The sequence below is a fragment of the Pseudomonas sp. RL_5y_Pfl2_73 genome (assembly GCF_963970515.1).
Lineage (GTDB): Bacteria > Pseudomonadota > Gammaproteobacteria > Pseudomonadales > Pseudomonadaceae > Aquipseudomonas.
Genome location: NZ_CAXAPD010000012.1, coordinates 105,661 through 131,066, shown reverse-complemented (window position 1 = coordinate 131,066; position 25,406 = coordinate 105,661). Strand labels below are relative to the sequence as shown.

Sequence of the window (25,406 nt, the reverse complement as noted above, 5' to 3'; positions counted from 1 at the left end):
ATCGGCCGACAACTTGTATGACAACCAAAATCATGGCATCCATCCAGCAGTTCCGCCAGACTGGAGCAGATCGATAAAACTCTTAACACCTACTACAAATCTCAGCAAAATCAGGTAAATAACAAGAATCCAAGATAAGAACGCAGCCAAAAAATCAAAGGGCGCTTGTAAGATAAAAAAATCAAGTTGTATGATGTCTATCAACATCACTGCCATACGATGCCCGTATAAAAACAACGAGTGGGACAATTATGCATACCCAAGACACCCGCAAAGCCCCGATCATCACCAGCATGCAGGTCGTGCCCGTGGCCGGCCATGACGGCATGTTGCTGAACCTCAGCGGCGCCCACGGCCCGTTCTTCACCCGCAACATTGTTATTCTTAAGGACAACGCCGGCCATACCGGCGTGGGCGAAGTCCCCGGTGGCGAACGCATTCGCCAAACCCTCGAAGACGCCCGTTCGCTGGTGGTCGGCAGCCCCATCGGCACGTACCAGAAGATCCTCAACACCGTGCGCCACGCCTTTGCCGACCGCGATGTCGGTGGCCGTGGCCTGCAGACTTTCGACCTGCGCATCACCATCCACGCGGTGACCGGCCTGGAAGCGGCACTGCTGGACCTGCTCGGCCAACACCTGGACGTACCGGTCGCGGCCCTGCTCGGCGAGGGCCAGCAGCGCGATGAAGTGAAGATGCTCGGCTATCTGTTTTACGTCGGCGATCGCCAGCAGACCGACCTGCCCTACCGCAGCGAACCGGACGCCGACAACGACTGGTTTCGCGTGCGCCATGAGAGAGCCCTGGACGCCGACGCCGTGGTGCGCCTGGCCGAAGCCGCCCACGCCCGCTATGGTTTCCAGGATTTCAAGCTCAAGGGCGGCGTGCTCCAAGGCGACGCGGAGATCGAAGCGGTTACGGCGCTGGCCGAGCGCTTTCCTCAGGCACGCATCACCCTGGACCCGAACGGCGCCTGGTCACTCAAGGAAGCCATCCGTTTGTGCCGCGACCAGCACAACGTGCTGGCCTATGCCGAGGACCCTTGCGGTGCCGAGAACGGCTATTCGGGCCGCGAGGTCATGGCCGAGTTCCGCCGCGCCACGGGCCTGAAGACCGCCACCAACATGATCGCCACCGACTGGCGCGAGATGGGCCACGCCATCACCTTGCAGTCCGTGGACATTCCCCTGGCAGACCCGCATTTCTGGACCCTGCAGGGTTCGGTGCGCGTGGCGCAAATGTGCAATGAATGGGGCCTGACGTGGGGCTCGCACTCCAACAACCATTTCGACATTTCCCTGGCAATGTTCACCCACGTGGCGGCTGCCGCACCGGGTGACATCACGGCGATCGATACCCATTGGATCTGGCAGGACGGCCAGCGGCTGACCAAGGCGCCGTTGCAGATCCAGCGCGGCTGCGTGCAGGTGCCGAAGAAACCGGGGCTGGGGATTGAGCTGGACACCGACCAACTGGCCAAGGCCCATGAGTTGTACAAGGGCATGGGCCTTGGCGCGCGAGACGATGCGGTGGCGATGCAGTTCCTGATTCCGGGCTGGACGTTCAACAACAAGCGGCCGTGCCTGGTTCGCTGAAGCGAGCAATATCCCTTGTGGAAGGGAGCTTGCTCGCTATTGCGCAGTGTCAGACTCTATCCAGGTGACTGATCTACCGTCATCGCGAGCAGGCTCGCTCCCACCGGGGACTGCATGGCAAGCGTTGCGACTAACCCTCCGGCCGCAGGATCAATACCGCCAACGGCGGCAAGTTGAGTTCCAGCGACAGGGCCTGACCATGGCTGGGCACTTCTTCGGTGAAGGCACCACCGCCATTGCCATAGTTGGAACCGGCGTAAGTGTCGGCATCGCTGTTGAGTAATTCGACCCAGCGCCCGGCGAACGGCACGCCGACCCGGTAGGCCTCGCGCGGCACCGGTGTGAAGTTGGCGACCACCAGCACCGGCCGGCCCTCCTTGCTCCAGCGCAGCCAGGCGTAGACGCTGTTGAGGGCATCGTCGCCAATCAACCACTGGAAGCCCTGGGGCGCATCATCCTGGTCATACAGCGCCGGTTCTTCGCGATACAGCCGGTTCAAATCGCTCACCAGCTTCTGCACGCCACGGTGCTCAGGGTATTGCAGCAGGTACCAGTCCAACTGCTGGTCGTGGTTCCACTCGCGCCATTGGCCGAACTCACAGCCCATGAACAACAGCTTCTTGCCGGGATGGCCCCACATGAAGCTGAGATAGGCCCTCAGGTTGGCGAATTTCTGCCAGCGGTCACCGGGCATTTTGTCGATCAGCGAGCGTTTGCCATGGACCACTTCGTCGTGGGAAATCGGCAGGACGAAGCGCTCGGACCAGGCATACACCAGGCCAAAGCTCAGTTCGTTGTGGTGATGGGCGCGGTACACCGGGTCTTGCTGGATGTAGTGCAGCGAATCGTGCATCCAGCCCATGTTCCACTTGTAGGCGAAACCGAGGCCGCCCTGCTGGGTGCTCTGGCTGACACCTGGCCATGCCGTGGATTCTTCCGCGATGATCAGCGCGCCAGGGGTTTCCAACGCCACCACATCGTTGAGGTGCCGCAGGAAATCGATGGCTTCGAGATTTTCGCGTCCGCCGTGGCGGTTGGGCACCCACTCATCGGCCTTGCGCGAATAGTCGCGGTACAACATCGAGGCCACGGCATCCACCCGCAGGCCATCGACGTGAAAATGCTTGAGCCAGTGCAGCGCCGAGGCCAGCATGAAGCCATGCACTTCAGTGCGGCCCAGGTTGTAGATCAGCGTGTCCCAATCCTGGTGGAAGCCTTCCAGCGGGTTGCCGTATTCGTACAGCGCGGTGCCGTCGAACTGGGCCAGGCCGTGGGTGTCGGTGGGGAAATGCGCCGGCACCCAGTCGAGGATGACCCCGATATTGGCTTGGTGGCAGGCGTTGACGAACGCCGCGAAATCGTCCGGCGAACCGAAGCGTGCCGTCGGCGCGAATTGCGACAGCGGCTGATAGCCCCAGGACCCCCCGAACGGGTGCTCCATGATCGGCATCAGCTCGATGTGGGTGAAGCCCAAGTCCTTGACATACGGGATCAGCCGCTCGGCCATCTCATGCCAGTTGTATTGCCGGGCCACCTCCCCCGCCTCGTCGATTTCGCACTGCCAGGAGCCGGCGTGCAACTCGTAGATCGACAGCGGCGCACCTGGGAGCTGCCGCTCGCGACGGTGCTGCATCCACTCGTCGTCCTGCCACTCGATCTTCAAGGGTGAGGCGACTTTCGACGCCGTGTCTGGCGGCATCTGCGTGGCCAGGGCCACCGGGTCGGCCTTGAGCGGCAGGATGCCGTGGGCGCCGAGGATTTCATACTTGTAACCTTCGCCGGGACCCAGCCTGGGAATGAATATCTCCCATACGCCGGCCGGATAACGGATGCGCATCGGATGTCGCCGCCCGTCCCAGACGTTGAAATCCCCGACCACCGAAACGCGCCGGGCGTTCGGCGCCCAGACAGCGAAACGTACGCCGTCGATGCCATCGACGGTGGTCAGTTGCGCACCGAGGCAGGAACTGAGATCGCGGTGATTGCCCTCACCAAACAGGTAAAGGTCCATCTCCCCCAGCAACGGACCGAAGCTGTAGGGGTCTTCGGCAACTTGCTCGCCGCCGGCCCAACGGGTGCGCAGCAAGTACGCCTGGGCTCGATCGAAATGGCCGACGAACAGCCCCGGGGTTTCGGTGGCTTGCAGCTCCCCCAGCTCTTCGCCCCCCTCGCGCGCCAGCACATGCACGCTCAGGGCACCGGGCAGATACGCGCGAATGAACTGGCCGCCGGCGGCGTCGCCGTGCGGCCCCAGAATAGAAAACGGGTCGTGGTGTTCGGCACGCACCAGCGCGTCGATGTCATGGGGCGCCGGCAGCAAGGACTCCTTGGCCTGCCCCTGTGGTTCTTTGTTCGAGACACTCATGATTCTCTCCACTAAATCGGTCCGGCTATGTCGGAAAAGGGTTGCAGCCCACTCAACAGCCCGACCAGACCGTGCAACGGCACGGGCAGCCAGGCGGGGCGATTCTCGGCTTCATAGGCCACTTCATAGGCCGCCTTCTCCAGGCCGAACAACGCCAGCGCGGCGTCTTCGCCTTCAGCATCCTTCCACTCATGGGCAAGACTAGCTGCCGCCAGCCGATATGCCTCGACAAATGCCTGGCGAGCCTCTTTCAAATAACGATCGGCGACCCGTTGCCGCGCCGCATCGGCATCGGCCGTGCTGTCGACGGTGTGCAAGTGAATCGCCATGGCTGCCGCATAATCGAAGGAGCGCAGCACGCCACTGACGTCCTTATAGGGGCTGTGCTTGCCCCGTCGCTCATGCAATGGTCGCGCCGGCTCACCTTCGAAGTCGATCAGGTAGGCGTCGCCCTTGATCACCAGCACCTGACCCAGGTGCAGATCACCATGGACACGAATGCGCAAGCCTCCCTCAGCCTTGCCGGCCAGTGCCTGGACATGGGCCAGGACAGTTTTTTTGTGCTTCAGCAAGCGTGCGACCATGGCCTGGTCCGCGGGGTTCAATTGACCCTGCTTCTGCTTGAGCAGACGCAAGGCGTTTTCCACTTGGGCGGCCACGTCCTTGCCAATGGCCTGGGCTTGCTTGGCGTTGGTAGCCTGAGGTGCGAAGTCCGGGTCGTCGGTGACCTGGGCCAATACCTGGTGCATTTCCCCCAGGCGCTGGCCGAACATGCAGGCGAAATCCTTCAGTTCGCCCAGGGCGTTGTAATGCTGCTCCTGCTCGGACACCGCGTCCGCCAGCTCATCACGCAAGGCGCGTTCGAGGTTGTTCTGGGTCCATTCCCAGGCATCGCCCTGATTGCTCAAATAGCCCTGGGCGATCATCAGCAGCGCATCTTCACCCTGGGCGTCACGGCGAACCACCGAACCCAGCAGCGGTGAGATGTTGCTGAAACCGGCAGCGGTCAGGTAAGCGCTCATTTCCAGTTCCGGGTGCACACCCGAGGCGACCTTGCGAATCAGCTTGAGCACCAGGCTGCTGCCCACTACCACCGAACTGTTGGACTGTTCGGCGGACAGGTAACGCACCTCTGGCTCGTCGCCCAGGTTCAGCGCGGCCAGGCCTTCGGTGGGTTCGAAGCGCAACTCACCTTCGGCGAACGACAGCACCGTAGCGGCCTGCATGCTGTGCAGTACGGTGCGCACGAAGTTTTCCAGGCTGAATGCATCGGTGATCAAACCCACCTGACGCACCCGACGCACCCGCGACAACGCCAGTTGCTGCGGCAGCGCCGCACCGACCTGGTCTTCGGCAAGCAGACCGAACGGCAGCTGATAACGCAGGGTCTGACCGCCGCTGGTGACATCGATTTCGCTGAGCAGCACGGGGTGCTGCGGATCACCAAAGCGCACGCCATAGACAATCTCAACCTTCTCGATCGCGCTGTCCTTGCCGGCGAACCAACGCCGGTTCTGCAGCCAGTTCGGCAGGATGGTTTGCTCCAACGTGGTGCACGATGGCGCTTCGAGCAATTCTTCCAGGCGTTTCTTCAGCACCAGCGTGGTGAAGTCCGGCAAGCTCTGGGCCGGCTCCACGTGCCAGCTCGGCATCTGGTTTTCTGCCGCCATGACGAACCAATAGAAGCCGTACGGCGCCAGGGTCAGCAGAAAGTTCAACTGGCCGATGGGTGGGAAAGCATTGCCGCCCAACATCTCCACCGGGACCATGCCGGCGTAGGCCGACAAATCCAGTTCGGCGGCCTGGGCGCTGCGGGACACGTTGGCCACACACAGGATGATCTCGTGCTTGCCGTCGGGCCCGGTGTATTCGCGGGTATAGGCCAGGATCCGGCGGTTGCTCGGCGAGAGCATCTTCAACGTGCCACGGCCAAAGGCCTTGGACTGCTTACGCACCGCCAGCATGCGTCGGGTCCAGTTGAGCAACGAGTGTGGGTCGCCGGCCTGGGTCTCGACGTTGACCGACTGGTAGCCGTACTGCGGGTCCATGATCGGCGGTAGCACCAGGCTGGCCGGGTCGGCGCGGGAGAAACCGCCGTTGCGGTCAATGGACCACTGCATCGGTGTACGCACGCCATCGCGGTCGCCCAGGTAAATATTGTCGCCCATGCCGATTTCATCGCCGTAGTACAGCGTCGGCGTGCCGGGCATCGACAGCAGCAGGCTGTTGAGCAGCTCGACGCGACGACGGTCGCGCTCCACCAACGGCGCCAGGCGCCGACGAATGCCCAGGTTGATACGCGCCCGACGGTCGGCCGCGTAGTAGTTCCACAGGTAGTCACGCTCCTTATCGGTGACCATCTCCAGGGTCAACTCATCGTGGTTGCGCAGGAAAATCGCCCACTGGCAATTGGCGGGAATCTCCGGGGTCTGGCGCAGGATGTCGGTGATAGGAAAGCGATCTTCCTGGGCCAGCGCCATGTACATGCGCGGCATCAACGGGAAGTGGAAGGCCATGTGGCATTCGTCACCGTTCATCCCTTGGGCATCGACATCGCCGAAGTACAACTGGGTGTCTTCCGGCCACTGGTTGGCTTCGGCCAGCAACATGCGGTCGGGGTAGTTGGCGTCGATCTCGGCACGGATCAACTTCAGGACGTCATGGGTCTCGGGCAGGTTTTCGTTGTTGGTGCCGTCGCGCTCGATCAAGTACGGGATGGCGTCCAGGCGCAGGCCGTCGATGCCCATGTCCAACCAGTAGCGCATCACCGACAACACGGCCTTGATGACCTGTGGGTTATCGAAGTTGAGGTCGGGCTGATGGGAGTAAAAGCGGTGCCAGAAGTACTGGCCTGCCACCGGATCCCAGGTCCAGTTGGACTTTTCGGTGTCCAGGAAAATGATTCGCGTGCCGTCGTACTTGTGGTCGTCATCGGACCAGACATAGAAGTCCCGCGCCTTCGAGCCCGGCTTGGCCTTGCGCGCGCGCTGGAACCAGGGGTGCTGGTCCGAGGTGTGGTTGATGACCAGTTCGGTGATCACCCGCAGGTTGCGCTTATGGGCTTCGGCAATGAACCGCCGCGCATCGGCCAGGGTGCCGTAGTCGGGGCTGACGCCACGGTATTCGGCAATGTCATAACCGTCGTCACGCCTGGGCGAAGGATAGAACGGCAGTAGCCAGATGGTGTTGACGCCCAGGTCGGCGATATAGTCGAGCTTTTCGATCAGGCCCGGAAAGTCACCGATCCCGTCGTTATTAGAGTCGAAATAGGATTTGACGTGGACCTGGTAAATCACCGCGTCCTTGTACCAGAGCGGATCTTTGATGAAGGTGGCAGACCGTGGTTTCTTCGCCATTTGCAACTCCTGATGAATTCAATAAAGCCGCGGGATTCAGGCTTGTGGGGTCTTTTTGTGGCGCGGGGCCTTATCCCCCTGTAGGAGCTGGCGAAGCCTGCGATCTTTTGATCTTTTGATCTTTTGATCTTTTGATCTTTCGCTTGAGACTCAAGTGTCTTTGGAAAGATCGCAGCCTCGTTGCACTCGACAGCTCCTACTCAGCTCCTACATATTCTTACGCAGAGCCTGTGGGAGTGCGCATCACGCTACGCTGATCCGCCAAATCCCGAACGGCTGGTACGCCGGGTCAATCCGCATGAACTGGTACTTGCCGTACCAGCTCCAACGATGTCCATTCATCAGATCCTCGCCCTGGGTCTGGGCGTCGTCCGGCAGGCCCATCTCCCACAGCGGCAACTCAAAACTGGCTTGCTGCGGGTTGTGCGGATCGAGGCTCACCGCCACCAGAATGAAATTGCTGCCGTCGGCGGTGCGCTTGCCGAAATAGAGAATGTTGTCGTTCCAGGCGTTGTAGATTTTCAGGCCCAGGTGGGTTTGCAGCGCCGGGTTCTGCCGGCGAATACGGTTGAGCTGGGCGATCTCGGCAACGATGTTGCCCGGCGCGGTGAAGTCCCGGGGGCGGATCTCGTACTTCTCCGAATCGAGGTATTCCTCCTTGCCCGGCACCGGTGCCGATTCGCACAGTTCGAAGCCCGAATACATGCCCCACAGACCTGAGCCCATGGTTGCCAGGGCCGCACGGATCAAGAAGCCCGGGCGCCCCGAGTCATGGAGAAAGGCCGGATTGATGTCTGGCGTGTTGACGAAAAAATTCGGCCGGTAGCATTCACGCCACGGCGACTCATTGAGTTCGCTGAAGTAAGTCGCCAACTCAGCCTTGGTGTTGCGCCAGGTGAAATAAGTGTAACTCTGGGAATAACCGACCTTGCCCAGTCGCGCCATCATGGCCGGCGTGGTGAACGCTTCAGCCAGGAAGATCACTTCAGGGTATTGAGCCCGGACATCGGCGATCAGCCATTGCCAGAACGGCAGTGGCTTGGTGTGGGGGTTGTCGACGCGGAATATCTTCACGCCCTCCTTGACCCAGCCCACCACGATGTCCCGCAGCTCCGTCCACAGGCTGGGAATCGCATCGGCCGCGTAGAAATCAACATTGACGATGTCCTGGTACTTCTTCGGCGGGTTTTCCGCATATTTGATCGTGCCGTCCGGCCGCCAGTTGAACCAGCCTGGGTGCTGCTTGAGCCAGGGGTGGTCTTGGGAACATTGGATCGCGAAGTCCAGGGCGATCTCCAGGCCGTGGTCAGCGGCCGCCGCCACCAGGCGCCGGAAGTCCTCGCGGCTACCCAATTGCGAGTGAATGGCCTCGTGCCCACCCTCCTCGCTGCCAATGGCATACGGGCTGCCCGGGTCGTCCGGAGCGGCAGTGAGGGAATTGTTCGGACCTTTGCGGAAACTGCGACCGATGGGGTGGATCGGCGGGAAGTACAGCACGTCGAAGCCCATGTCCTGGATCACCGCCAGGCGCGAATGCACGTCGTTGAAAGTACCGTGGCGCTGGGGATCGTCAGTGATCGAGCGGGGAAACAGCTCATACCAGCTGGCAAACTCGGACAGCTTGCGCTCCACATCCAGCGGGTACTCGGGGCTGACGCTCAAGTATGGGCGATGATCGGCCCGGGACATCAAATCGGCACTGCGCGCGGCCAGGAACAGCGCCACCTGCTCGGTCGGCAACAGGCCGGAGAGCTCATGGTGCAAGGCCGCCAGTTGCTCGCTCAGTTCACCCGTGCTGCGCTCGACGGCCATTTGCACTTGGTTGCGCCCTTCTTGCAACTCCAGGCTGATCGGCACCCCTGCACCGAATTTCTTCTCCAGCTCGTAGCAAAAACTGGCGAACTGATCGATCCAGGCTTCGATACAAAACACATAGCGGCCTTGTTCCGGCACATTGAACTGGCCGCGCCAGCCGTTGTTACCCAAGTCACTCATGACCTCGCTGTTCCACACATCGTCCTGCAGCGCACGCCAGCGAATGCGCACGGCCAGCTTGTCGTGACCATCGGCGAAGACTTTGCTGGTCACTGCCACGTCCTGCCCAGCCACGGCCTTGGCGGCGAATTCTCCAGCGTCGATCACCGGCATGGTGTTTTCAATAGCAATACGCGGCAACAGTAAGGCTTGGGACACCGGAAAATGCGGGTTGCAGACCAGTTCAGTCGAATGTTCGGCAGTCATCGAGCATCGCTCCTTTTACGCCCCATGGACGCGCTTGTGGCGGTAAAGGCCCAACGGGTCCCTGAAAAAACTCACTTAAACTCCGAACCGAATCAGCAGCTAAAAGTTCAGAGGGATTTGCCCCGATGCATTCCGGGGATCAAAGCCGGTGCGAGGCGGTCAACAACAATAAGCACGACTCAAGCCATGTGCGCCACGGAGACCTGTCTCGATGAATATTCCCATCCCGGCCGAAACACCCGATCCGAACATCGACGTCCCCAACTTGCCCCCGCCCGGCCCTGATCCCGAGCCTATTCCAGAGAAAGACCCGCCACCCGACCCACAACCGCCGCTGGGTGACCCGCCGAGCGAGGCGCCGCCGGAGCGGGTTTGATTCAAGCGTAGTAACAAAGAAGCTGGATGACGAAAAACCTGTGCGGGCTTGCTCGCGAAAGCGGTGTGTCACTCGATGAACATATGGCTTGTCACGCCGCCTTCGCGAGCAAGCCCGCTCCCACAGGTTGTGTTTGCAGGCTCATAACTGCGTCACGGCTTGTCGCCCTTCTCCAACGCCCGGACGATCACCGGCATCACACTGAAGATCGCCAGCGCCAGCACCGTACTGAGCAACGCCGTCGCCTCCCGCCCCAACCCGGCGGCGACGCCAATGGCAGCGGTCATCCAGAGGCCGGCCGCCGTGGTCAGGCCCTTGACGTGGCCTTCGTCGCCGTCGTTGTTTTTCAGGATGGTGCCGGCACCGAGAAAACCGATGCCAGCGACCACGCCTTGTATCACCCGGCTCATCGCGTCAGCCTCGGACCCGGACATTTGTGGCACCAATACGAACAGCGCCGCCCCCAGGGCCACGAGCATGTGGGTCCGCACGCCGGCAGCCTTGCCCTTGTGTTCGCGCTCGAAACCCAGGATACCGCCGAGCAGTGCGGCCATGACCAGGCGCACCGTGACCTGGGTCACCTGCTGGGCATCGGTGATGTCGGCGAATTCCGCCAGCAGGGTTACCCAGACTTCATGCCACCAGGCGTCCATGGACCGTCCTCTTTTTCAGTCGATAAACGATGGACCACAGGCGGCGCCAGAGGTGCACCTGACCGCTGATCAGCCGCAACGAACCCTGGCTTGGCCGTGAGACCTAACGTTCATGACCCCAAAAGGAGGAACACCATGACTGTCCGTATCGATGACAACCAGACCTGCCATTTCGAAACCCCCAACGGCCCCGAACAGCGCCCCGCCAACGAGCTGACCATCATCACTGACCCGAACAAGGCCATGTCAGTCGTGGAGCTCAATGGCGGCCGGGTCTACATCACCGAGGCCGAGGCCGATGCACTGACCGTGGCCGGCGCAGTCGACGGACGCAAGCACCTGAAGGCCAGCGACAGCGGTTCGGCGATCTGAGCCCCACCGCCGGCCCCGTGGCGAGGGCGCTGTAGGAGCTGGCGAAGCCTGCGATCTTTTGATCTTGATCTTTTACTCTCGACTCAATTGTCAGTGGACAGATCGCAGCCTCGTTGCACTCGACAGCTCCTACAACCCAGCGGGAGCAAGCGCCCTCGCCACGGAGTGTTGTTTGTTCAACCATGGGTGCATCAAAGTGTCGCAGCGACTGGGCTTCGCGACATCTGATCCGGTTTTTATCGAAACACCTGAGTCTGTTATGCAAACAGTTCCATGGTCATAGTGCGCCGGCCAGATAGAGGCTGATGAGCGACCGACCATGAGCGATAGAATCCCCGTCCAGTTGATACAGACATTCGAACCTGCGCCAACGAAGATAAAGGCCAGGAGCACCGACAACCTGATCCACACCCGCAGCTTCACCGGTTTGTTTCGTACCCTGCGCATCAGCGGTGCGGGGGTTCTGTTTCTGCTGTTCTTCGGCACGGTGTGGTTGAACTGGGGCGGCCGCCAGGCGGTGCTCTGGGACCTATCCGAAAGTAAATTCCACATCTTTGGCGCGACCTTCTGGCCGCAGGATTTCATCCTGCTGTCGGCCCTGCTGATCATCGCCGCCTTCGGTCTGTTCGCGATCACCGTATTTGCCGGTCGCGTGTGGTGCGGATACACCTGCCCGCAGAGCTCCTGGACCTGGATCTTCATGTGGTGCGAGAAAATCACCGAAGGCGAACGCAACCAGCGGATCAAGCTGCAGGCCGCGCCCTGGGGCCTGAACAAACTCTTGCGCCGCAGCGCCAAGCACACCTTGTGGTTGGCCATCAGTCTGCTCACCGGCCTGACGTTCGTGGGGTACTTCACGCCGATCCGTCCCTTGGCCGAAGAGCTGCTGACCCTGCAAATGGCCGGCGTGAGCTTGTTCTGGGTGCTCTTCTTTACCGCAGCCACCTACCTCAACGCCGGCTGGCTGCGTGAAGCGGTGTGCATGCATATGTGCCCCTATGCACGCTTTCAGAGCGTGATGTTCGACAAGGACACGCTGACTATTTCCTACGATGCGGCCCGTGGTGAAATCCGCGGCCCACGCAAACGCGAGGCAAATCCGGCCAATATTGGCCTGGGCGACTGCATCGACTGCCAGATGTGCGTGCAGGTCTGCCCCACTGGCATCGACATCCGCGACGGCCTGCAAATGGAATGCATCGGCTGCGCGGCCTGCATCGATGCCTGCGACTCGATCATGGACAAGATGGGCTACACCCGTGGCCTGATCAAGTACACCTCCGAACATCAGTTGCAGGGCGGCAAAACTCACCTGCTACGACCTCGGCTGATCGGCTATACCGCCGTGCTGCTGCTGATGATCGGCACGCTGGTCGTGGCACTGATGCAACGGCCCATGGTGTCGCTGGACGTCAGCAAGGACCGTGGCCTGTTCCGCGAAAACAGCGCAGGCCAGATCGAGAACATCTACAGCCTGAAAATCATCAACAAGACCCAGGAGCGCCAGGACTATCACCTGTCGCTGGTGGACGGCAACGGCTTCATCCTGCAAGGCAAGACCCAACTGAGCCTTGCCCCGGGGGAAATCGTCGATGTGCCGGTGTCAGTGGCGATGCTCAGCGAACGGCCGAGCAAAAGCTCTCAGGAAGTGACGTTCAAGGTCGCCGACAGTGACGAGCCCGGCATCTACAGTGTCGCCAAGAGCCGTTTTGTCTCACCGATGAATCGTTGAACCCGTAAGATGCCGGGCATGTGGGAGAGCGTTGCTCCCACAGACTCTCCCACAGTAAAAAAAGCGCAAACCACGCGTCATTCAAGACTGGGCCCCACCATGAAACGCTACGAGAAATTTGCCGACGACATCGCTGAACTGATCCGCTCGGGCATGCTGGGGCCAGGTCAGCGCGTGCCGTCGGTACGCTACGCCAGCCAGACCTACGGTGTCAGCCCGTCCACCGTGTTCCAAGCCTATTACCTGCTGGAACGACGCGGCATGATCCGGGCCCGGCCGCGCTCCGGCTACTTCGTCAACAGCCATGCGCCGAGCCCGTTTTCCGAGCCGGCGATCAGCAGCCAGGTGCACGAGTCCACCGAAGTCGACGTCAGTGAGCTGGTATTTTCAGTCCTCGACTCGATCAAGGACCCAGCCACCGTACCGTTCGGCTCGGCATTCCCCAGCCCGACGCTGTTCCCACTGCAACGGCTGTCCCGTTCGCTGTCCAGCGCAACACGGGACATGGACCCGCGAATGGTGGTCACGGACATGTCGCCGGGCAATCCACACTTGCGCCGACAGATCGCCCTGCGCTACATGGTCGGCGGGCTCATGCTGCCCATGGAGGAACTGCTGATCACCAACGGCGCCCTGGAAGCCTTGAACCTGTGCCTGCAAGCCGTGACCGAGCCCGGCGATCTTGTAGCGATCGAGGCACCAGCGTTCTACGCCTGCCTGCAAGTACTGGAACGACTCAAGCTCAAGGCCGTGGAGATTCCCGTCCACCCGCGCGACGGCATCGACCTGGACGTGTTGGCGCAGACACTGGAGCGCCATCCGATCAAGGCCTGCTGGTGCATGACCAGTTTCCAGAACCCCATGGGCGCGACCATGCCCGAGGAGCGCAAACAGGCGCTGGTAGAGTTGCTGCGGCGCCATCAGGTGCCACTGATCGAGGACGACGTCTACGCCGAGCTCTATTACAGCCAACAAGCACCCAAGCCTGCCAAGGCGTTCGACACCGAAGGTCTGGTGATGCATTGTGGTTCGTTCGCCAAGAGCCTGGCACCGGGTTATCGCATAGGCTGGGTCGCCGCCGGGCGCTACGCGCAAAAGATCGAACGGCTCAAGCTCATGACCTCGCTGTGCGCCTCGATGCCGGCCCAAGCCGCCATCGCCGACTACCTGCAACACGGCGGCTACGACCGTCACCTGCGCAAACTGCGCTATGCCCTGGAAGAACAGCAAAGCGCGATGCTCGCCGCCATCGCCCGCTATTTTCCGGCCCAGACCCGGGTCAGCCAGCCGGCGGGCGGTTACTTCCTGTGGTTGGAGCTGCCGCAGCAGATGGATTCGCTGAAACTGTTCCAGATGGCTCTGGCCCAGGGCATCAGCATCGCGCCGGGACCGATCTTTTCACCGACCCGGCGTTTCAGGAATTGCATCCGCTTGAACTATGGCAGCCCGTGGACCGAGGTGTCGGAAAAAGCCATGGAGACGTTGGGGCGGATTATTCGGTCGTTTTGATAGGGAGTGCGCTGTTATTGCCCCATCGCGAGCAGGTTCGCTCCCACAGTGGGTTTGCAGAGAGACGAATATCTCAGGTACTCAGCAGATCTCATGTGGGAGCGAGCCTGCTCGCAATGGCGGCAGAACAGGCGCCCCATATTCCAGGACTCAGCGCCCGCCCCCCAAATCCACAAACGTCCCGGTCGCATACGAAGCCTTGTCCGACAACAGCCAGATAATCGCTTCGGCCACTTCATCCGGACGACCGCCCCGGGCCATGGGGATCGCTGACTCCAGCTTGCTGACCCGGCCCGGGTCGCCACTCAGGGCATGGAAATCGGTGTAGATGTAGCCGGGGCGCACCGCGTTGACACGGATGCCTTCGCCGGCCACTTCCTTGGACAGGCCGATGGTGAAGGTGTCCAGCGCGCCCTTGGAGGCCGCATAATCGACGTACTCCCCCGGTGCACCCAGGCGCGCGGCCACCGACGAGACGTTGACGATGCTGCCGCCCTGCCCGCCATGCCTGGGCGACATGCGCAGCACCGCGTGCTTGGCGCAAAGAATCGGCCCCAGCACGTTGGTCTTTAGGATCTTGAGAATGCGGAATTCGGACATTTCATCGAGCCGGGACTTCTGGGCCACCGTGCCGGCGTTGTTCACCAGGGCGGTGACACGGCCCAGCTCGGCGTCCACCCGGTCGAACAGGCCGATCACTTCGTCTTCGATGCTCACGTCGGCCCGCACGGCAATCGCCTGCGCCCCCTTGGCCCGGACCTGTTCAAGCACCTCCTGCGCGGCACTCTCATCGGACTGGAAATTGATGCAGATCCGATAGCCCAACTCGGCAGCCAACAGCGCGGTGGCCGCCCCGATTCCGCGGCCGCCACCGGTGATGACGATGACTTTATCCACGCTTGCTTCCCCCATTCCACGGATAGACGTCCATCCCAAGAATAGCGTTCACGTCACGCTTTGCACAAACCGCTGCGTTTACCGGGCCAGGGCACGCAGATCCAGGCGTCCGTCCAACTGCGGCGGGCACCAGTAATAGCCGCCGGTGATTGGCCGACTCATGCGATAGAGGCCATCGGTGATGCCGTCTTCCAGGCCACTCATGCGGCGCAGTTGTGCCTCGAAGGCATCGAGGGAGAAACCGAACGCCAGGAACATCAGCCCTGCACGGTCGCCTTCGATCCAGGGCATGGAGCGACGTACCACGAACGCCTCCGGGGCGAAGCTTTCCTGGGCGGTGCGTTTGACGTGGGCCGACGCCGGCGCATCGTCGATTTCTTCGTTGTCGCTCAGGCGACGGCCCATGATGTTGTCGCGCTCATGGGGTTGCATCGCCGCGAAGCCGTCCAGATCGTGCTGCCATTGCTGGATCGCGGCGAAACTGCCACCGCGCACCCCGTCGGCGCCCTGGACCAGGGCGGCGGCGATGGCCGCTTCGTCGTGAGGGTTTTCGGTGCCATCTTCGTAGCCGGTCAGGTCATGGCCGGCCCTATGGCGGAAGGCTTCGTTCATCTGCACCAGGCGCAGCGCCGGGGCCAACGCCGCCTCGATGGTGCGACTGCGGTGCATCAGCTCGCCGCGGTCTTCGCCGTGCAGCCAGCACCACAGTGCGTGTTGGGTCGAGGGGTTATCCACGCCCACGCCGGCCAATGCAGGAAAGGCCCGCAGGCCTTCGACCTGGGCGCCCAGCGCCTGGACCAGTGATTCACCAAAGCCGACCACGGCCCGCCCATCGACCAGCAACAGGAGTTTGTCTATCGCAGCCGGCAGTGCCTCGACCGATTCCAGGGCAAAAAACAAATGACGGGCCTGAGGTGGAACAGGGGTGGCGAGAATGCCGGGCTGGTAGTCACTCATATGAACTCCTTTAGAAAGAGCGCAAGTTTACCCGGCAGCCACGGGTTTGTGTGGTTTGCCATACGCCACCGAAAGCCGGCGGCCCAAGATTTGCGTCGGCACACTGCTGCGGCCCCGTCGGACGACTCCGAACCGCCCTTGAGCCGGATGCGCACCGATTGCCGAGCAACCGAAAATCTCCTAGATTGACCACCCCAAAATGCACTCAGGCATCGAAAGTTGCTGGATGCAGAGCGGCTTGAACCACCGCCACCCAAGGAGACGGTCCAACATGCACATGGCTAAATCGATACTTGCAGGCACTTTTTTCCTGGTCTGCGGGGCGGCTCCGGGCTTTGCCCAGGATCGTATTAAAGACGCCGTCAATGGCACGATCCTGCCCTTGATGCAGCAACAGGAGATCGCCGGCATGGCCGTGGCGATCACCTACAACGGTCAACGCCACTACTTCAACTACGGCGTGGCCTCCAAGGACACGAAAACACCGGTCACCGACCAGACTCTCTTCGAAATCGGCTCGATCAGCAAGACTTTCACCGCCACCCTCGGTGCCTATGCCCAGGCCCAGGGCAAGCTGTCCCTGGCGGAGCCGGCCAGTCGCCTCGCCCCCGAGCTACGCGGTAGCGCCTTCGAGGGCTTGAGCCTGCTCAACCTCGCCACCTATACCGCCGGAGGCCTGCCGTTGCAATTCCCCGCCGAGACGGATCATCCGGACCGGATGTTCAGTTACTACACGACCTGGAAGCCGCTCTACCCGGCCGGCACCCAGCGGCTCTATTCAAACCCAAGCATCGGCCTGTTCGGCTATCTGGCAGCCCGCAGCATGGGGCGGCCATTTGACGAAGTGATGGAGCGCACGCTGATGCCAGGGCTGGGCCTCAAGCACAGCTATGTCCGGGTGCCACAGGATCAGTTGGGCCGATACGCCCAAGGCTATGCAAAAGACGGCAAGCCCGTCCGGGTCGGGCCGGGTGCCTTGGATTCCGAGGCTTATGGGGTGAAAACCAGCTCATCGGACCTGATGCGTTTCCTCGAGGCCAACCTGCGACCTGAAAAACTGGACGCGGATCTGAAGCAAGCGATTGCCACGACACATACAGGTTTTTACAGGGTTGGCGGGATGAATCAGGGCCTGGGTTGGGAGTTCTACCCTGCCCCGTTCACGTTGGATGACCTGCTCGCTGGCAACACACCGCAAATGGCCCTGATCCCACAAAAAGTCGAACCTCTGAACCCTACCCGCCCAGCGCCGGACGGTGCCTGGGTCAACAAGACAGGATCTACCAACGGTTTCGGCGCGTACGCGGCGTTCGTGCCCGGAAAGGACATGGGGATCGTCATGCTTGCCAACAGGAACTACCCGATCGAGGAACGGGTGAAAGCGGCGCATCGGATCCTGATGGCGTTGGATGGTCAATAGCGAGGGCGTCGAGCCCGCTGGGCCTGTAGGAGCTGCCGAAGGCTTGGGGCCGTGTTCGGACGATCTTTTGATCTTTTGATCTTTCGCTTCAGACTCAATTGCCTGGGGCAAGATCGCAGCCTCGTTGCACTCGTCAGCTCCTACAGCGCTCCTACAGAGTTCCTACAGCGCTCCTACAGCGCTTCTACGGACGCAAGCGCCCTCGCCGCAGGGGCTTTGTCGTGACTGGAAATCAATCATCCAACGGCTTCGGCGCAGCCGCCGGCTTGACTGCCTTGCCAGGCTTGGTGCCTTTCGCATCCTTGGCCGGTGCGGGCTCCGGCGCAGGAGGAGGTGTCGGGGCTGCCGCCTCTTTTTCTGCCGAAGGCAATTTATCGACAGTATCGAAGATGTCTTTCAAGCCGATCGCCCCGGAATGCTCAAGCTTTTTCTCCCCATCCTTACCCACCAGGATAATCTTGGTCTGTGCCCCGGCTCCCAGCTTGAGCGAGCGTATCAACGCCATGGTGCTTTGTGGGTCCAGATCTTTGCCATCGCGCTGCCCAATGGTATTGAGCACGGTATAGAGCACCATGTTGCGCTCGGAAAAGCCCTGCTTGCCTGCCGGCTCATCCAAGGCCTTTTTCAGGCTCACCCAGGCAGGGTCGACCGTGCTGGGCGCGATGACAACAAGGGGACGTGACTTGCCTGTGTCCGCCAACAGGGGCGAGTCGCCATCGGCAGCGAACAGGGGACCGGCGATGGCCAGCAAGGTAGCGAAGGTCAACGACCGAATGATCATGCGCCTCTCCTTTTGATATTTACGCTGTACTGATTGCACAGGGCGGCGATTGTTCCGCGAGAGTCGCTCAATACTGCGCCAGCCTGACTTGAAGCTTAGGCCAGGGGGGTCATTGCGCAACCATGGTAGCCAACACATGCAGGAGGAAGGGGTCTGAGCGCTAAAAGTACAATCACCGCAAACGAGTGTGGGAGCGGGCTTGCTCGCGAAGGCGGCGTGACAGCAACATGTTCATCGACTGCCACAGCGCTTTGGCGAGCAAGCCCCACAATGGATCTGGGTGTCAGTGCTAGAACGCCAGCTTGAACCCGATCATCGCCAGCATCACCGCCAGGCACGGGCGCAGCAGTTCGTCGGAGATGCGTCCCGACAAATGACTGCCCAGGTAGATCCCCGGCAACGAACCGATCAACAGCAAGCCCAGGATGTGCCAGTCCATGTTGCCCATGCTCGCATGACCCAGGCCAGCCACCAGGGTCAGCGGCACGGCGTGGGCGATCTCGGTGCCCACCAGGCGCTTGGTGACCAGGAACGGATAAAGGATGAACAGTGCGACGGTGCCCAAAGCGCCAGCGCCTATCGAGGTCAAGGCGACCATCGTACCCAGCACGAGGCCCGTGATGACTGTCAGCACATTGAGTCGCACACCGGTGGGATTGTAATGGCCGCCTGCGCGGTCATGAGCGAATTGCAGCAGACGCTTCTTGAACAGGATCGCCAGGGCGGTGACGAACAACACAAAGCCCAAGGCTTGCTTGATCACCGCGTTCATGGCGTCGGGGGAGCTGTGCAGGCTGCTGAGGAACCACAGCGTCAAGCCGACAGCCGGCACGCTGCCCAACGTCAACCAGCCGGTGATCGCCCAGTCGATGTTGCGGTTTTTGGCATGCACCAGGACACCGCCAGACTTGGTAATGGCCGCGTACAGCAGGTCCGTACCTACCGCCGTCGCAGGATTGATACCAAACCACAGCAGGATCGGGGTCATCAGCGAACCACCGCCCACGCCGGTCATCCCAACGATGAAGCCGACCACCAAGCCTGCAACGACTAAACCGACATTACCGAAATCCATTAAACCCGTCTCAGTACGACCGCGTGAAAAATCTGGCCGCGAGCATAGCGATTTTTCTTATAACCTCCCTATATCAATATGATCTATCTTTATGCCTTCCTCGCCATTTCATTGGACCGGCAGGAAGTTGAGGAACAGCAGGCTCTGGGCGTAATTCAAGCCAATCCGCCGGTAGCGCTCGTCGAGCATCTGGGTCAGCAGGTCCAATCGTGCGACGATTTTTCCGAACTCCACGGCGAAACTCAGATTGCTGCCCTCCTCCGAAATCTCATTGGAAAACAGCAACAGCTTGCCGTCCTTGTCCTGCCGCTGGCTCAGCAGCCAAGTGGCTTTTTCGATATTGCGCGCCGCGTTGCTGACAAAACGCGGGTCGATGGTGTCGGTCATGTAGAACTCCAGGCGATTGCCGTGAGCGGTGACCAGCATGCTGCCGATGGCGTAGATGAACGCCCCAACCCGATCACCGAGAAATTCCGGGCTCATGGCATAGCTCAGGGCCGCCAAGTCCTTCTTGCCGCCCAGGGTCGGCAAGGGCTGTTGCTGCTCAATGGCCATGCGCACCTGTTTTTCCGCGGTGCGGGCGTCAAGAAAACCGGACTTGCGCAGTTCCTCGGGGTTGCGCAGGTACAGCTTGCTCATCAGCAGATAGAGGCTTTGCAGGTTGTCATGCATCGACAACGTGGCCATGCGATCGACGCTGGTCTGCAAGAACTCCTGGGGCTTGGCGTTGCTGAACTGCGTGACCATGTCCTGCCCCTGCTGATGACTGCAGCCACCGCTGAACAGCATCGACACACCGACCAACAATGCCAGGCAGCAGCGGCGCAATCTCGTCACAGAATAAAAAACACCGGCCATCGAGTCTCGGTCTGGGCATGGGGAAGCGATGGGGGTCGTCGCTTCCTGGCCATGGATAGAGCGGAAAAAATCACAAAAGTGCAATACCTGGAGAACACCCTCAATCTCCAGCAACGCCTCAACCGCTCAATTAGTCTTACTTTTTAGTTGATTAATCTCAGTTGATAGCTATAAATCCCTTCTATCCCATCAAATAGAAAGACTACTGAACAGAAAAACCTTCAGCGCTGTCCGACCAGTAACGGACTCGCCCCGCGTTCAAAACAACAACAAGACAACAGGAAGGAAGGTCATACCATGCTTGAATCCAGACAACTGCTCACGGCCCTCGGAGTCTCTCTGATGATCGCCACCTCGGCTTCCCAGGCTGCCGGCCTGACCCACGAACGCGTTGCGTTTGGCAAGACCGACGACGGCACGGCGGTGGAAAAATTCGTGCTGCGCAACAGTCACGGCATGGAGGCCACGGTCATCACCTACGGCGGCATCCTCCAGTCATTGAGCGTGCCGGACAAAAATGGCAAACCCGCCGACATCGTGCTTGGCTTCGACGACGTGCAGGGTTACCAGAAGAACGGCAGTGTGTATTTCGGCGCGACCATCGGCCGCTTCGGCAATCGCCTGGCCGACGGCGCCTTCGAGCTGGACGGCAAGCGTTACCAAGTGCCGCAGAACGACCATGGCAACGCCTTGCACGGCGGGCCGCAAGGGTTCGACAAGCGCGTCTGGAAGGCTCAGCCCCACAATGCCCAGGACTCGGTGGGTGTCACCCTGACCTACCTGTCACCCGATGGCGAGATGGGCTTTCCCGGTGCACTGAAGACCGACGTCACCTACAGCCTCAACGAACAGAACGAGTTGCGCATCGAGTACAAGGCCACCACCGACAAGCCCACGGTGCTGAACCTGACCAACCACAGCTATTTCAACCTGGCCGGGGCGGGCAACGGCGACATACTCGAGCAGATCGCGACCCTGCATGCGGCCCATTACACGCCGGTCACCGGCAAGCTCATTCCCACCGGCGAACTGGCCCCCGTGGCTGACACACCGATGGATTTCACCCAACCCACCGCCATCGGCACCCATATCAAGGTTGATCACCCGCAACTCAAGTTCGCCGAACCGAAACAAGGCGGCTTCGATTTCAACTGGGCGCTGGACGCCAAGGGCGACGTGAACAAACTGGCCGCCGAGGTGTATGACACGGAGTCCGGACGACTCCTGCAGCTCTACACGACCGAGCCTGGCGTGCAGTTCTACACCAGTAACTTCCTCGACGGCACCGTCAAGGGCAAGCAAGGCAAGGTCTATCCGCATTGGGGCGCGTTTACCCTGGAAACCCAGCACTACCCCGACTCGCCCAACCAGCCGAACTTCCCCTCAACGCGGCTTGATCCGGGCCAGACCTACACCCAGACCATGGTGTTGAAATTCTCCGCAAAATAAAAAAAGCACCACCCCGTAGGAGCTGTCGAGTGAAGCGAGGCTGCGATCTTCCCCCTGACACTTGAATTTCAAGCGAAAGATCAAAAGATCGTCCGAATGCGGCCCGAGCCTTCGCCAGCTCCTACGACTATCCTGCTGTCCATTGGATTATCGATCAGCACAACAGGAGAAAAGCATGAGGATGCTGGAATTGGCGGGTGTGTCCGTACCGGTCATTGGCCAGGGCACCTGGCGCATGGGTGAGGAACCGTCTCATCACAAGAAAGAAGTGGCCGCCCTGCGGTTGGGAATCGAATTGGGCATGACCCTGATCGACACGGCGGAGATGTATGCCGAAGGCGGTGCCGAGACCGTCGTTGGCGAAGCGATCACCGGCCTGCGCGACCAGGTTTTCCTGGTGAGCAAGGTCTACCCTCACAACGCCAGTCACAAAGGCATTCCCCTGGCCTGCGAACGCAGTTTGCGGCGGCTCGACACCGATTACATCGACCTTTACCTGCTGCACTGGCGCGGACAGTACCCGCTGGACGAAACCGTCGAAGCCTTCGAGCGTCTGCGCGAAGAAGGCAAGATCGGCCGTTGGGGCGTGTCGAACTTCGACGTGGCGGACCTTGAAGAACTGGCCTCGCCGGCCTGCGCGACCAACCAGGTGCTGTACAACCTGCAGGAACGCGGCATCGAATTCGACCTGCTGCCCTGGTGCCAACGCCAGTCCATGCCCATCATGGCTTACTGCCCGCTCGGTCAGGGCGGCCACCTGCTCAAGGATCACACCCTGGGACAAATCGCCGAACGCCATCGCGCCACACCGGCGCAGATCGCACTGGCCTGGCTGTTGCGCCAGGACAATGTGATTGTCATTCCCAAAGCCGTGAAGCCTGAGCATGTGCGCTTGAATGCCGAAGCGGCCAACCTCAAGCTTGAACCGCAGGACCTGACAGCCCTCGACCTGATATTTCCCCAGCCCCAGGCCAAGCAACGCTTGGCGATGGTCTAGGAACTGTGTAGGAGCTGTGAGCTGTGCAGGAGCTGTGTAGGAGCTGTCGAGTGCAACGAGGCTGCGATCTTTCCCCAGACACTTGAATCTCAAGCGAAAGATCAAGATCAAAATCAAAATCAAAATCAAAATCAAAATCAAAAGATCGCAGGCTTCGCCAGCTCCTACAGGGCCAAAAGAGCATCCCCCTGCCCACAATGCAGAGGTGACTAAAACAACCCCATCTGCCCGCCCACCAACGTCGAGAAATCATCGTCCACAAACGGCAGGATCGCATCCGCCACCGGCTGTAGCTGTTTGGTCACGTAGTGGTCGTAATCGATTGAGGCGCTGCGGATTTCCAGCGGTTCGGGGCCGGCGACGGTGATGACGTAGCTAATCCAGCCACCATTCTGGTATTGCCGCGGGCGGCCCTGGCGCTGGTTGAACTCATCGGCCAGCCGCGCGGCCCGCACATGGGGCGGGACGTTGCGTTCGTAGTCTTCCAGCGGCCGACGCAGACGCTTGCGGTAGACCAACCGTTCATCGAACGCACCGGACAGGGTCTGCTGCACATAATCGCGCACATAATCCTGATAGGGTTTGCGGTGGAAGATCCGCCCGTACAGCTCTTGCTGGAACTGCCGGGCCAACGGCGACCAGTCTGTGCGTACGGTTTCCAGGCCTTTGTAGACCATTTCGTCGCTGCCGTCGGCACGGGTCACCAACCCGGCGTAGCGTTTCTTGCTGCCCTCCTCGGCGCCGCGGATAGTCGGCATCAGAAAGCGCTTGAAATGCGTTTCGAACTGCAGCTCCAGCGCGCTCTCCAACCCGAACTCAGCACGCACCTGCTCACGCCACCATTGGTTGACGTGGGCCACCAGGTCTCGACCGATCCTGGCCGCTGCCTCCTGGCCATGGGCACGACGCAGCCAAACGAACGTGGAGTCGGTATCGCCATAGATCACCACATGCCCCTGGGCTTCGATCAGTTGGCGGGTACGCTGCATGATCTGGTGGCCGCGCAGGGTAATGGACGAGGCCAGGCGCGGATCGAAGAAGCGACAGCCGCTGGAGCCGAGCACCCCATAAAAGGCGTTCATGATGATTTTCAACGCTTGGGACAGCGGCGCATTGTGTTCGCGCTTGGCAGTTTCCCGGCCTTCAGAGACCCGCGCCACGATGGCCGGCAGACAATGGCGGGTACGGGAGAAGCGCGCCCCACGAAAGCCTGGCACCGACTCCTGGTCATCCGGATGGCGCAGCCCTTCGATCAAGCCCACCGGGTCAATCAGGAAGGTGCGGATGATCGACGGATATAGGCTCTTGTAGTCCAACACCAGCACCGACTCGTAGAGCCCCGGCTGGGAATCCATGACAAATCCACCCGGGCTGGCCTCGGGCGGGCGCTGGCCCAGGTTGGGTGCAACAAACCCTTGGCGATGCATCAACGGCATGTACAAGTGCGTGAAGGCCGCCACCGAGCCCCCGCTGCGGTCCGCCGGCAGGCCGGTGACGCTGGCCCGCTCCAAAAGAAACGTGAGCAGTTCGGTCTTGGCGAAAATCCGCGTCACCAGCTCACAGTCCTTGAGGTTGTAGCGGGCCAGGGCCGGCTTGTCCTCGGCGAACATACGATTGATCTCGTCCATGCGCTGGTACGGGTTATCGATGGACTTGCCCTCCCCCAACAGCGTCTGGGCAACGTTTTCCAGGCTGAACGACGGGAAACTCCAAGTGGCCGAACGCAGGGACTCGATACCGTCGATGATCAACCGGCCAGCGGCCGAGGCGAAGAAGTGATTCTTGCGCGCGCCGTGCTCGCGCCATTGCATCTCTTCGCCACCACGCCCCAGGCGCAACGGCACGGCCAGGCGCCGGGCGTGTTCATGCAGCACCCGCAGGTCGAACTGCACCAGGTTCCAACCAATGATCGCGTCAGGGTCGAAACGGGCGAACCAGTCGTTGAGCTTTTTCAGCAGTACCGTGCGCGATTCGCAGTATTCCAACTGGAAATCCACGCCAGTGTCGTCGCCATTGGCTGGCCCGAGCATGTAGACCTGGTGCTCGCCGCAGCCCTCCAGGGCGATGGAATACAATTCGCCCTGGGCGGTGGTTTCGATGTCCAGGGACACCAGGCGCAACGGTGGACGGTATTCGGGCGCCGGTTTCATCTGGACATCGACCAGCAGACCATCGGCGGCCGGCGTACCGCCAAACCAGACCGGAGCGGTGATGAAGCGCTCCATCAAGTAGCGCTCCGGTGGCCGAATGTCCGCTTCGAACACCTCGACACCGGCGCGGCGCAAGGTGCTGTCCAGGCGCATCAGTTGGGCATGTTGCTGGCAATACAGCCCCAGCACCGGACGATGCTCGAAATCCAGCAGATCCAGGGGGCGTAGCGCTACCTCCTTCTCGCCTTGCAGCAAGGCTTCGAGCTGGCCACGCTGGATCTGCGGCACAAAGGCCACCGACGTTTGCACGGGGAGGCGCACGCGCCGGGGGCCGGCGTCGGTCGCCAGCCAGAACTCGACTTCGGTGCCGGCCGGGGTATCGCGCCAATGCCGGGTCAGGACGAAGCCCTGCTGTAAATCCACCGCTGCAACCTCGAATTCTACGTAGGCGACGATTCTACCTGTGGCGAGGGGATTTATCCTTCTGTGGGAGCAAGGCTTGCCCGCGACACGGGCGCCCCCACAGAGGGACGCCACTGGCCGCAATGCTGGATGACATCACATCGGCTGGACATTCACGGGCAATGACGCTTTTGGACGATTGGCCGCCGCTTTACCGCTTG

Annotated in this window: 19 protein-coding genes; 8 read left to right on the top strand and 11 right to left on the bottom strand. The window is 61.0% G+C overall.

The features are described 5' to 3' along the window. Positions 1-30 precede the first annotated feature (30 nt). Entirely contained in the window at positions 31-216 is a 186-nt protein-coding gene (locus tag AACY42_RS14140) for a hypothetical protein (protein ID WP_339480123.1), read from the bottom strand. Positions 217-251: 35 nt separating this feature from the next. Here AACY42_RS14140 and gudD point away from each other — a divergent pair, with 35 nt between their 5' ends. Continuing rightward, positions 252-1,595, top strand: a complete 1,344-nt coding sequence (gene gudD, locus AACY42_RS14135; protein WP_339480121.1) for a glucarate dehydratase — start codon at positions 252-254, stop codon at positions 1,593-1,595. A 130-nt stretch (positions 1,596-1,725) separates the two neighbouring features. On the opposite strand, the gene glgB is transcribed toward gudD, so the two are convergent. The 3 genes from glgB to AACY42_RS14120 form a co-directional block, all read right to left on the bottom strand. Then, positions 1,726-3,960 carry a 1,4-alpha-glucan branching protein GlgB gene (glgB, locus tag AACY42_RS14130; protein WP_339480119.1) on the bottom strand — a complete coding sequence of 745 codons (2,235 nt, stop codon included), beginning with the start codon at positions 3,958-3,960 and terminating at the stop codon, positions 1,726-1,728. 11 nt (positions 3,961-3,971) lie between these two features. Next, positions 3,972-7,316 carry a maltose alpha-D-glucosyltransferase gene (treS, locus tag AACY42_RS14125; protein WP_339480118.1) on the bottom strand — a complete coding sequence of 1,115 codons (3,345 nt, stop codon included), beginning with the start codon at positions 7,314-7,316 and terminating at the stop codon, positions 3,972-3,974. 243 nt (positions 7,317-7,559) lie between these two features. After that, positions 7,560-9,557, bottom strand: a complete 1,998-nt coding sequence (locus AACY42_RS14120) for an alpha-1,4-glucan--maltose-1-phosphate maltosyltransferase (RefSeq protein ID WP_339480116.1) — start codon at positions 9,555-9,557, stop codon at positions 7,560-7,562. A 211-nt stretch (positions 9,558-9,768) separates the two neighbouring features. Between AACY42_RS14120 and AACY42_RS14115 the strand changes: the two genes are divergently transcribed. Next, on the top strand, positions 9,769-9,933 hold the full coding sequence (locus tag AACY42_RS14115; RefSeq protein ID WP_339480114.1) for a hypothetical protein: 165 nt from the start codon (positions 9,769-9,771) through the stop codon (positions 9,931-9,933). 152 nt (positions 9,934-10,085) lie between these two features. Here AACY42_RS14115 and AACY42_RS14110 read toward each other — a convergent pair whose 3' ends face one another. Next, a complete protein-coding gene (locus AACY42_RS14110) occupies positions 10,086-10,586 on the bottom strand; it encodes an MgtC/SapB family protein (RefSeq protein ID WP_339480113.1) in 501 nt (166 codons plus the stop codon). Between the two features lie 135 nt (positions 10,587-10,721). Here AACY42_RS14110 and AACY42_RS14105 point away from each other — a divergent pair, with 135 nt between their 5' ends. The 3 genes from AACY42_RS14105 (at position 10,722) to mapR (ending at position 14,199) form a co-directional block, all read left to right on the top strand. After that, a complete protein-coding gene (locus AACY42_RS14105) occupies positions 10,722-10,958 on the top strand; it encodes a DUF3203 family protein (RefSeq protein WP_339480112.1) in 237 nt (78 codons plus the stop codon). 319 nt (positions 10,959-11,277) lie between these two features. Further along, positions 11,278-12,690 carry a cytochrome c oxidase accessory protein CcoG gene (gene ccoG, locus AACY42_RS14100; RefSeq protein ID WP_339480110.1) on the top strand — a complete coding sequence of 471 codons (1,413 nt, stop codon included), beginning with the start codon at positions 11,278-11,280 and terminating at the stop codon, positions 12,688-12,690. Between the two features lie 99 nt (positions 12,691-12,789). Next, positions 12,790-14,199 (top strand): GntR family transcriptional regulator MpaR, encoded by a 1,410-nt coding sequence (gene mapR / locus AACY42_RS14095; protein ID WP_339480108.1) that lies wholly within the window; start codon positions 12,790-12,792, stop codon positions 14,197-14,199. Between the two features lie 150 nt (positions 14,200-14,349). Here mapR and AACY42_RS14090 read toward each other — a convergent pair whose 3' ends face one another. Both AACY42_RS14090 and AACY42_RS14085 read right to left on the bottom strand, forming a co-directional pair. Then, positions 14,350-15,096, bottom strand: a complete 747-nt coding sequence (locus AACY42_RS14090) for an SDR family oxidoreductase (protein ID WP_339480105.1) — start codon at positions 15,094-15,096, stop codon at positions 14,350-14,352. Positions 15,097-15,174: 78 nt separating this feature from the next. Further along, positions 15,175-16,053 (bottom strand): Dyp-type peroxidase, encoded by an 879-nt coding sequence (locus AACY42_RS14085; RefSeq protein ID WP_339480104.1) that lies wholly within the window; start codon positions 16,051-16,053, stop codon positions 15,175-15,177. A gap of 271 nt (positions 16,054-16,324) precedes the next feature. Here AACY42_RS14085 and ampC point away from each other — a divergent pair, with 271 nt between their 5' ends. Next, complete coding sequence (gene ampC / locus AACY42_RS14080) at positions 16,325-17,473, top strand: class C beta-lactamase (protein ID WP_339480101.1); 1,149 nt, start codon at positions 16,325-16,327, stop codon at positions 17,471-17,473. Between the two features lie 232 nt (positions 17,474-17,705). Here the strand turns inward: ampC and AACY42_RS14075 are convergent, their stop codons facing one another. From AACY42_RS14075 to AACY42_RS14065, 3 genes are all read right to left on the bottom strand, one after another. Beyond that, a complete protein-coding gene (locus AACY42_RS14075; RefSeq protein ID WP_339480099.1) occupies positions 17,706-18,254 on the bottom strand; it encodes a DUF4174 domain-containing protein in 549 nt (182 codons plus the stop codon). A gap of 289 nt (positions 18,255-18,543) precedes the next feature. After that, a complete protein-coding gene (locus tag AACY42_RS14070) occupies positions 18,544-19,329 on the bottom strand; it encodes a sulfite exporter TauE/SafE family protein (protein WP_339480097.1) in 786 nt (261 codons plus the stop codon). 108 nt (positions 19,330-19,437) lie between these two features. Further along, the gene (locus AACY42_RS14065; RefSeq protein ID WP_339480095.1) at positions 19,438-20,187 is read right to left on the bottom strand and encodes a hypothetical protein; all 750 of its coding nucleotides are present in this window, start codon (positions 20,185-20,187) and stop codon (positions 19,438-19,440) included. 297 nt (positions 20,188-20,484) lie between these two features. On the opposite strand from AACY42_RS14065, the gene AACY42_RS14060 reads away from it, so the two are divergent. Both AACY42_RS14060 and AACY42_RS14055 read left to right on the top strand, forming a co-directional pair. Beyond that, positions 20,485-21,636: an aldose epimerase family protein gene (locus tag AACY42_RS14060; protein WP_339480093.1), complete on the top strand. Its 1,152-nt coding sequence runs from the start codon at positions 20,485-20,487 to the stop codon at positions 21,634-21,636. A gap of 175 nt (positions 21,637-21,811) precedes the next feature. Continuing rightward, the gene (locus tag AACY42_RS14055; protein WP_339480092.1) at positions 21,812-22,633 is read left to right on the top strand and encodes an aldo/keto reductase; all 822 of its coding nucleotides are present in this window, start codon (positions 21,812-21,814) and stop codon (positions 22,631-22,633) included. Positions 22,634-22,842: 209 nt separating this feature from the next. Here AACY42_RS14055 and AACY42_RS14050 read toward each other — a convergent pair whose 3' ends face one another. Then, positions 22,843-25,206 carry a DNA polymerase II gene (locus AACY42_RS14050; RefSeq protein WP_339480090.1) on the bottom strand — a complete coding sequence of 788 codons (2,364 nt, stop codon included), beginning with the start codon at positions 25,204-25,206 and terminating at the stop codon, positions 22,843-22,845. Between the last annotated feature and the right edge of the window lie 200 nt (positions 25,207-25,406).

Bases quoted from the DNA above. Each gene is read 5' to 3' on its own strand.
- AACY42_RS14110 (WP_339480113.1), bottom strand. From the start codon at position 10,586: ATGGACGCCTGGTGGCATGAAGTCTGGGTAACCCTGCTGGCGGAATTC.
- ampC (WP_339480101.1), top strand. From the start codon at position 16,325: ATGCACATGGCTAAATCGATACTTGCAGGCACTTTTTTCCTGGTCTGC.
- AACY42_RS14140 (WP_339480123.1), bottom strand. From the start codon at position 216: ATGGCAGTGATGTTGATAGACATCATACAACTTGATTTTTTTATCTTA.
- mapR (WP_339480108.1), top strand. From the start codon at position 12,790: ATGAAACGCTACGAGAAATTTGCCGACGACATCGCTGAACTGATCCGC.
- glgB (WP_339480119.1), bottom strand. From the start codon at position 3,960: ATGAGTGTCTCGAACAAAGAACCACAGGGGCAGGCCAAGGAGTCCTTG.
- ccoG (WP_339480110.1), top strand. From the start codon at position 11,278: ATGAGCGATAGAATCCCCGTCCAGTTGATACAGACATTCGAACCTGCG.
- gudD (WP_339480121.1), top strand. From the start codon at position 252: ATGCATACCCAAGACACCCGCAAAGCCCCGATCATCACCAGCATGCAG.
- AACY42_RS14070 (WP_339480097.1), bottom strand. From the start codon at position 19,329: ATGGATTTCGGTAATGTCGGTTTAGTCGTTGCAGGCTTGGTGGTCGGC.
- treS (WP_339480118.1), bottom strand. From the start codon at position 7,316: ATGGCGAAGAAACCACGGTCTGCCACCTTCATCAAAGATCCGCTCTGG.
- AACY42_RS14060 (WP_339480093.1), top strand. From the start codon at position 20,485: ATGCTTGAATCCAGACAACTGCTCACGGCCCTCGGAGTCTCTCTGATG.
- AACY42_RS14115 (WP_339480114.1), top strand. From the start codon at position 9,769: ATGAATATTCCCATCCCGGCCGAAACACCCGATCCGAACATCGACGTC.
- AACY42_RS14120 (WP_339480116.1), bottom strand. From the start codon at position 9,557: ATGACTGCCGAACATTCGACTGAACTGGTCTGCAACCCGCATTTTCCG.
- AACY42_RS14105 (WP_339480112.1), top strand. From the start codon at position 10,722: ATGACTGTCCGTATCGATGACAACCAGACCTGCCATTTCGAAACCCCC.
- AACY42_RS14075 (WP_339480099.1), bottom strand. From the start codon at position 18,254: ATGATCATTCGGTCGTTGACCTTCGCTACCTTGCTGGCCATCGCCGGT.
- AACY42_RS14085 (WP_339480104.1), bottom strand. From the start codon at position 16,053: ATGAGTGACTACCAGCCCGGCATTCTCGCCACCCCTGTTCCACCTCAG.
- AACY42_RS14065 (WP_339480095.1), bottom strand. From the start codon at position 20,187: ATGGCCGGTGTTTTTTATTCTGTGACGAGATTGCGCCGCTGCTGCCTG.
- AACY42_RS14055 (WP_339480092.1), top strand. From the start codon at position 21,812: ATGAGGATGCTGGAATTGGCGGGTGTGTCCGTACCGGTCATTGGCCAG.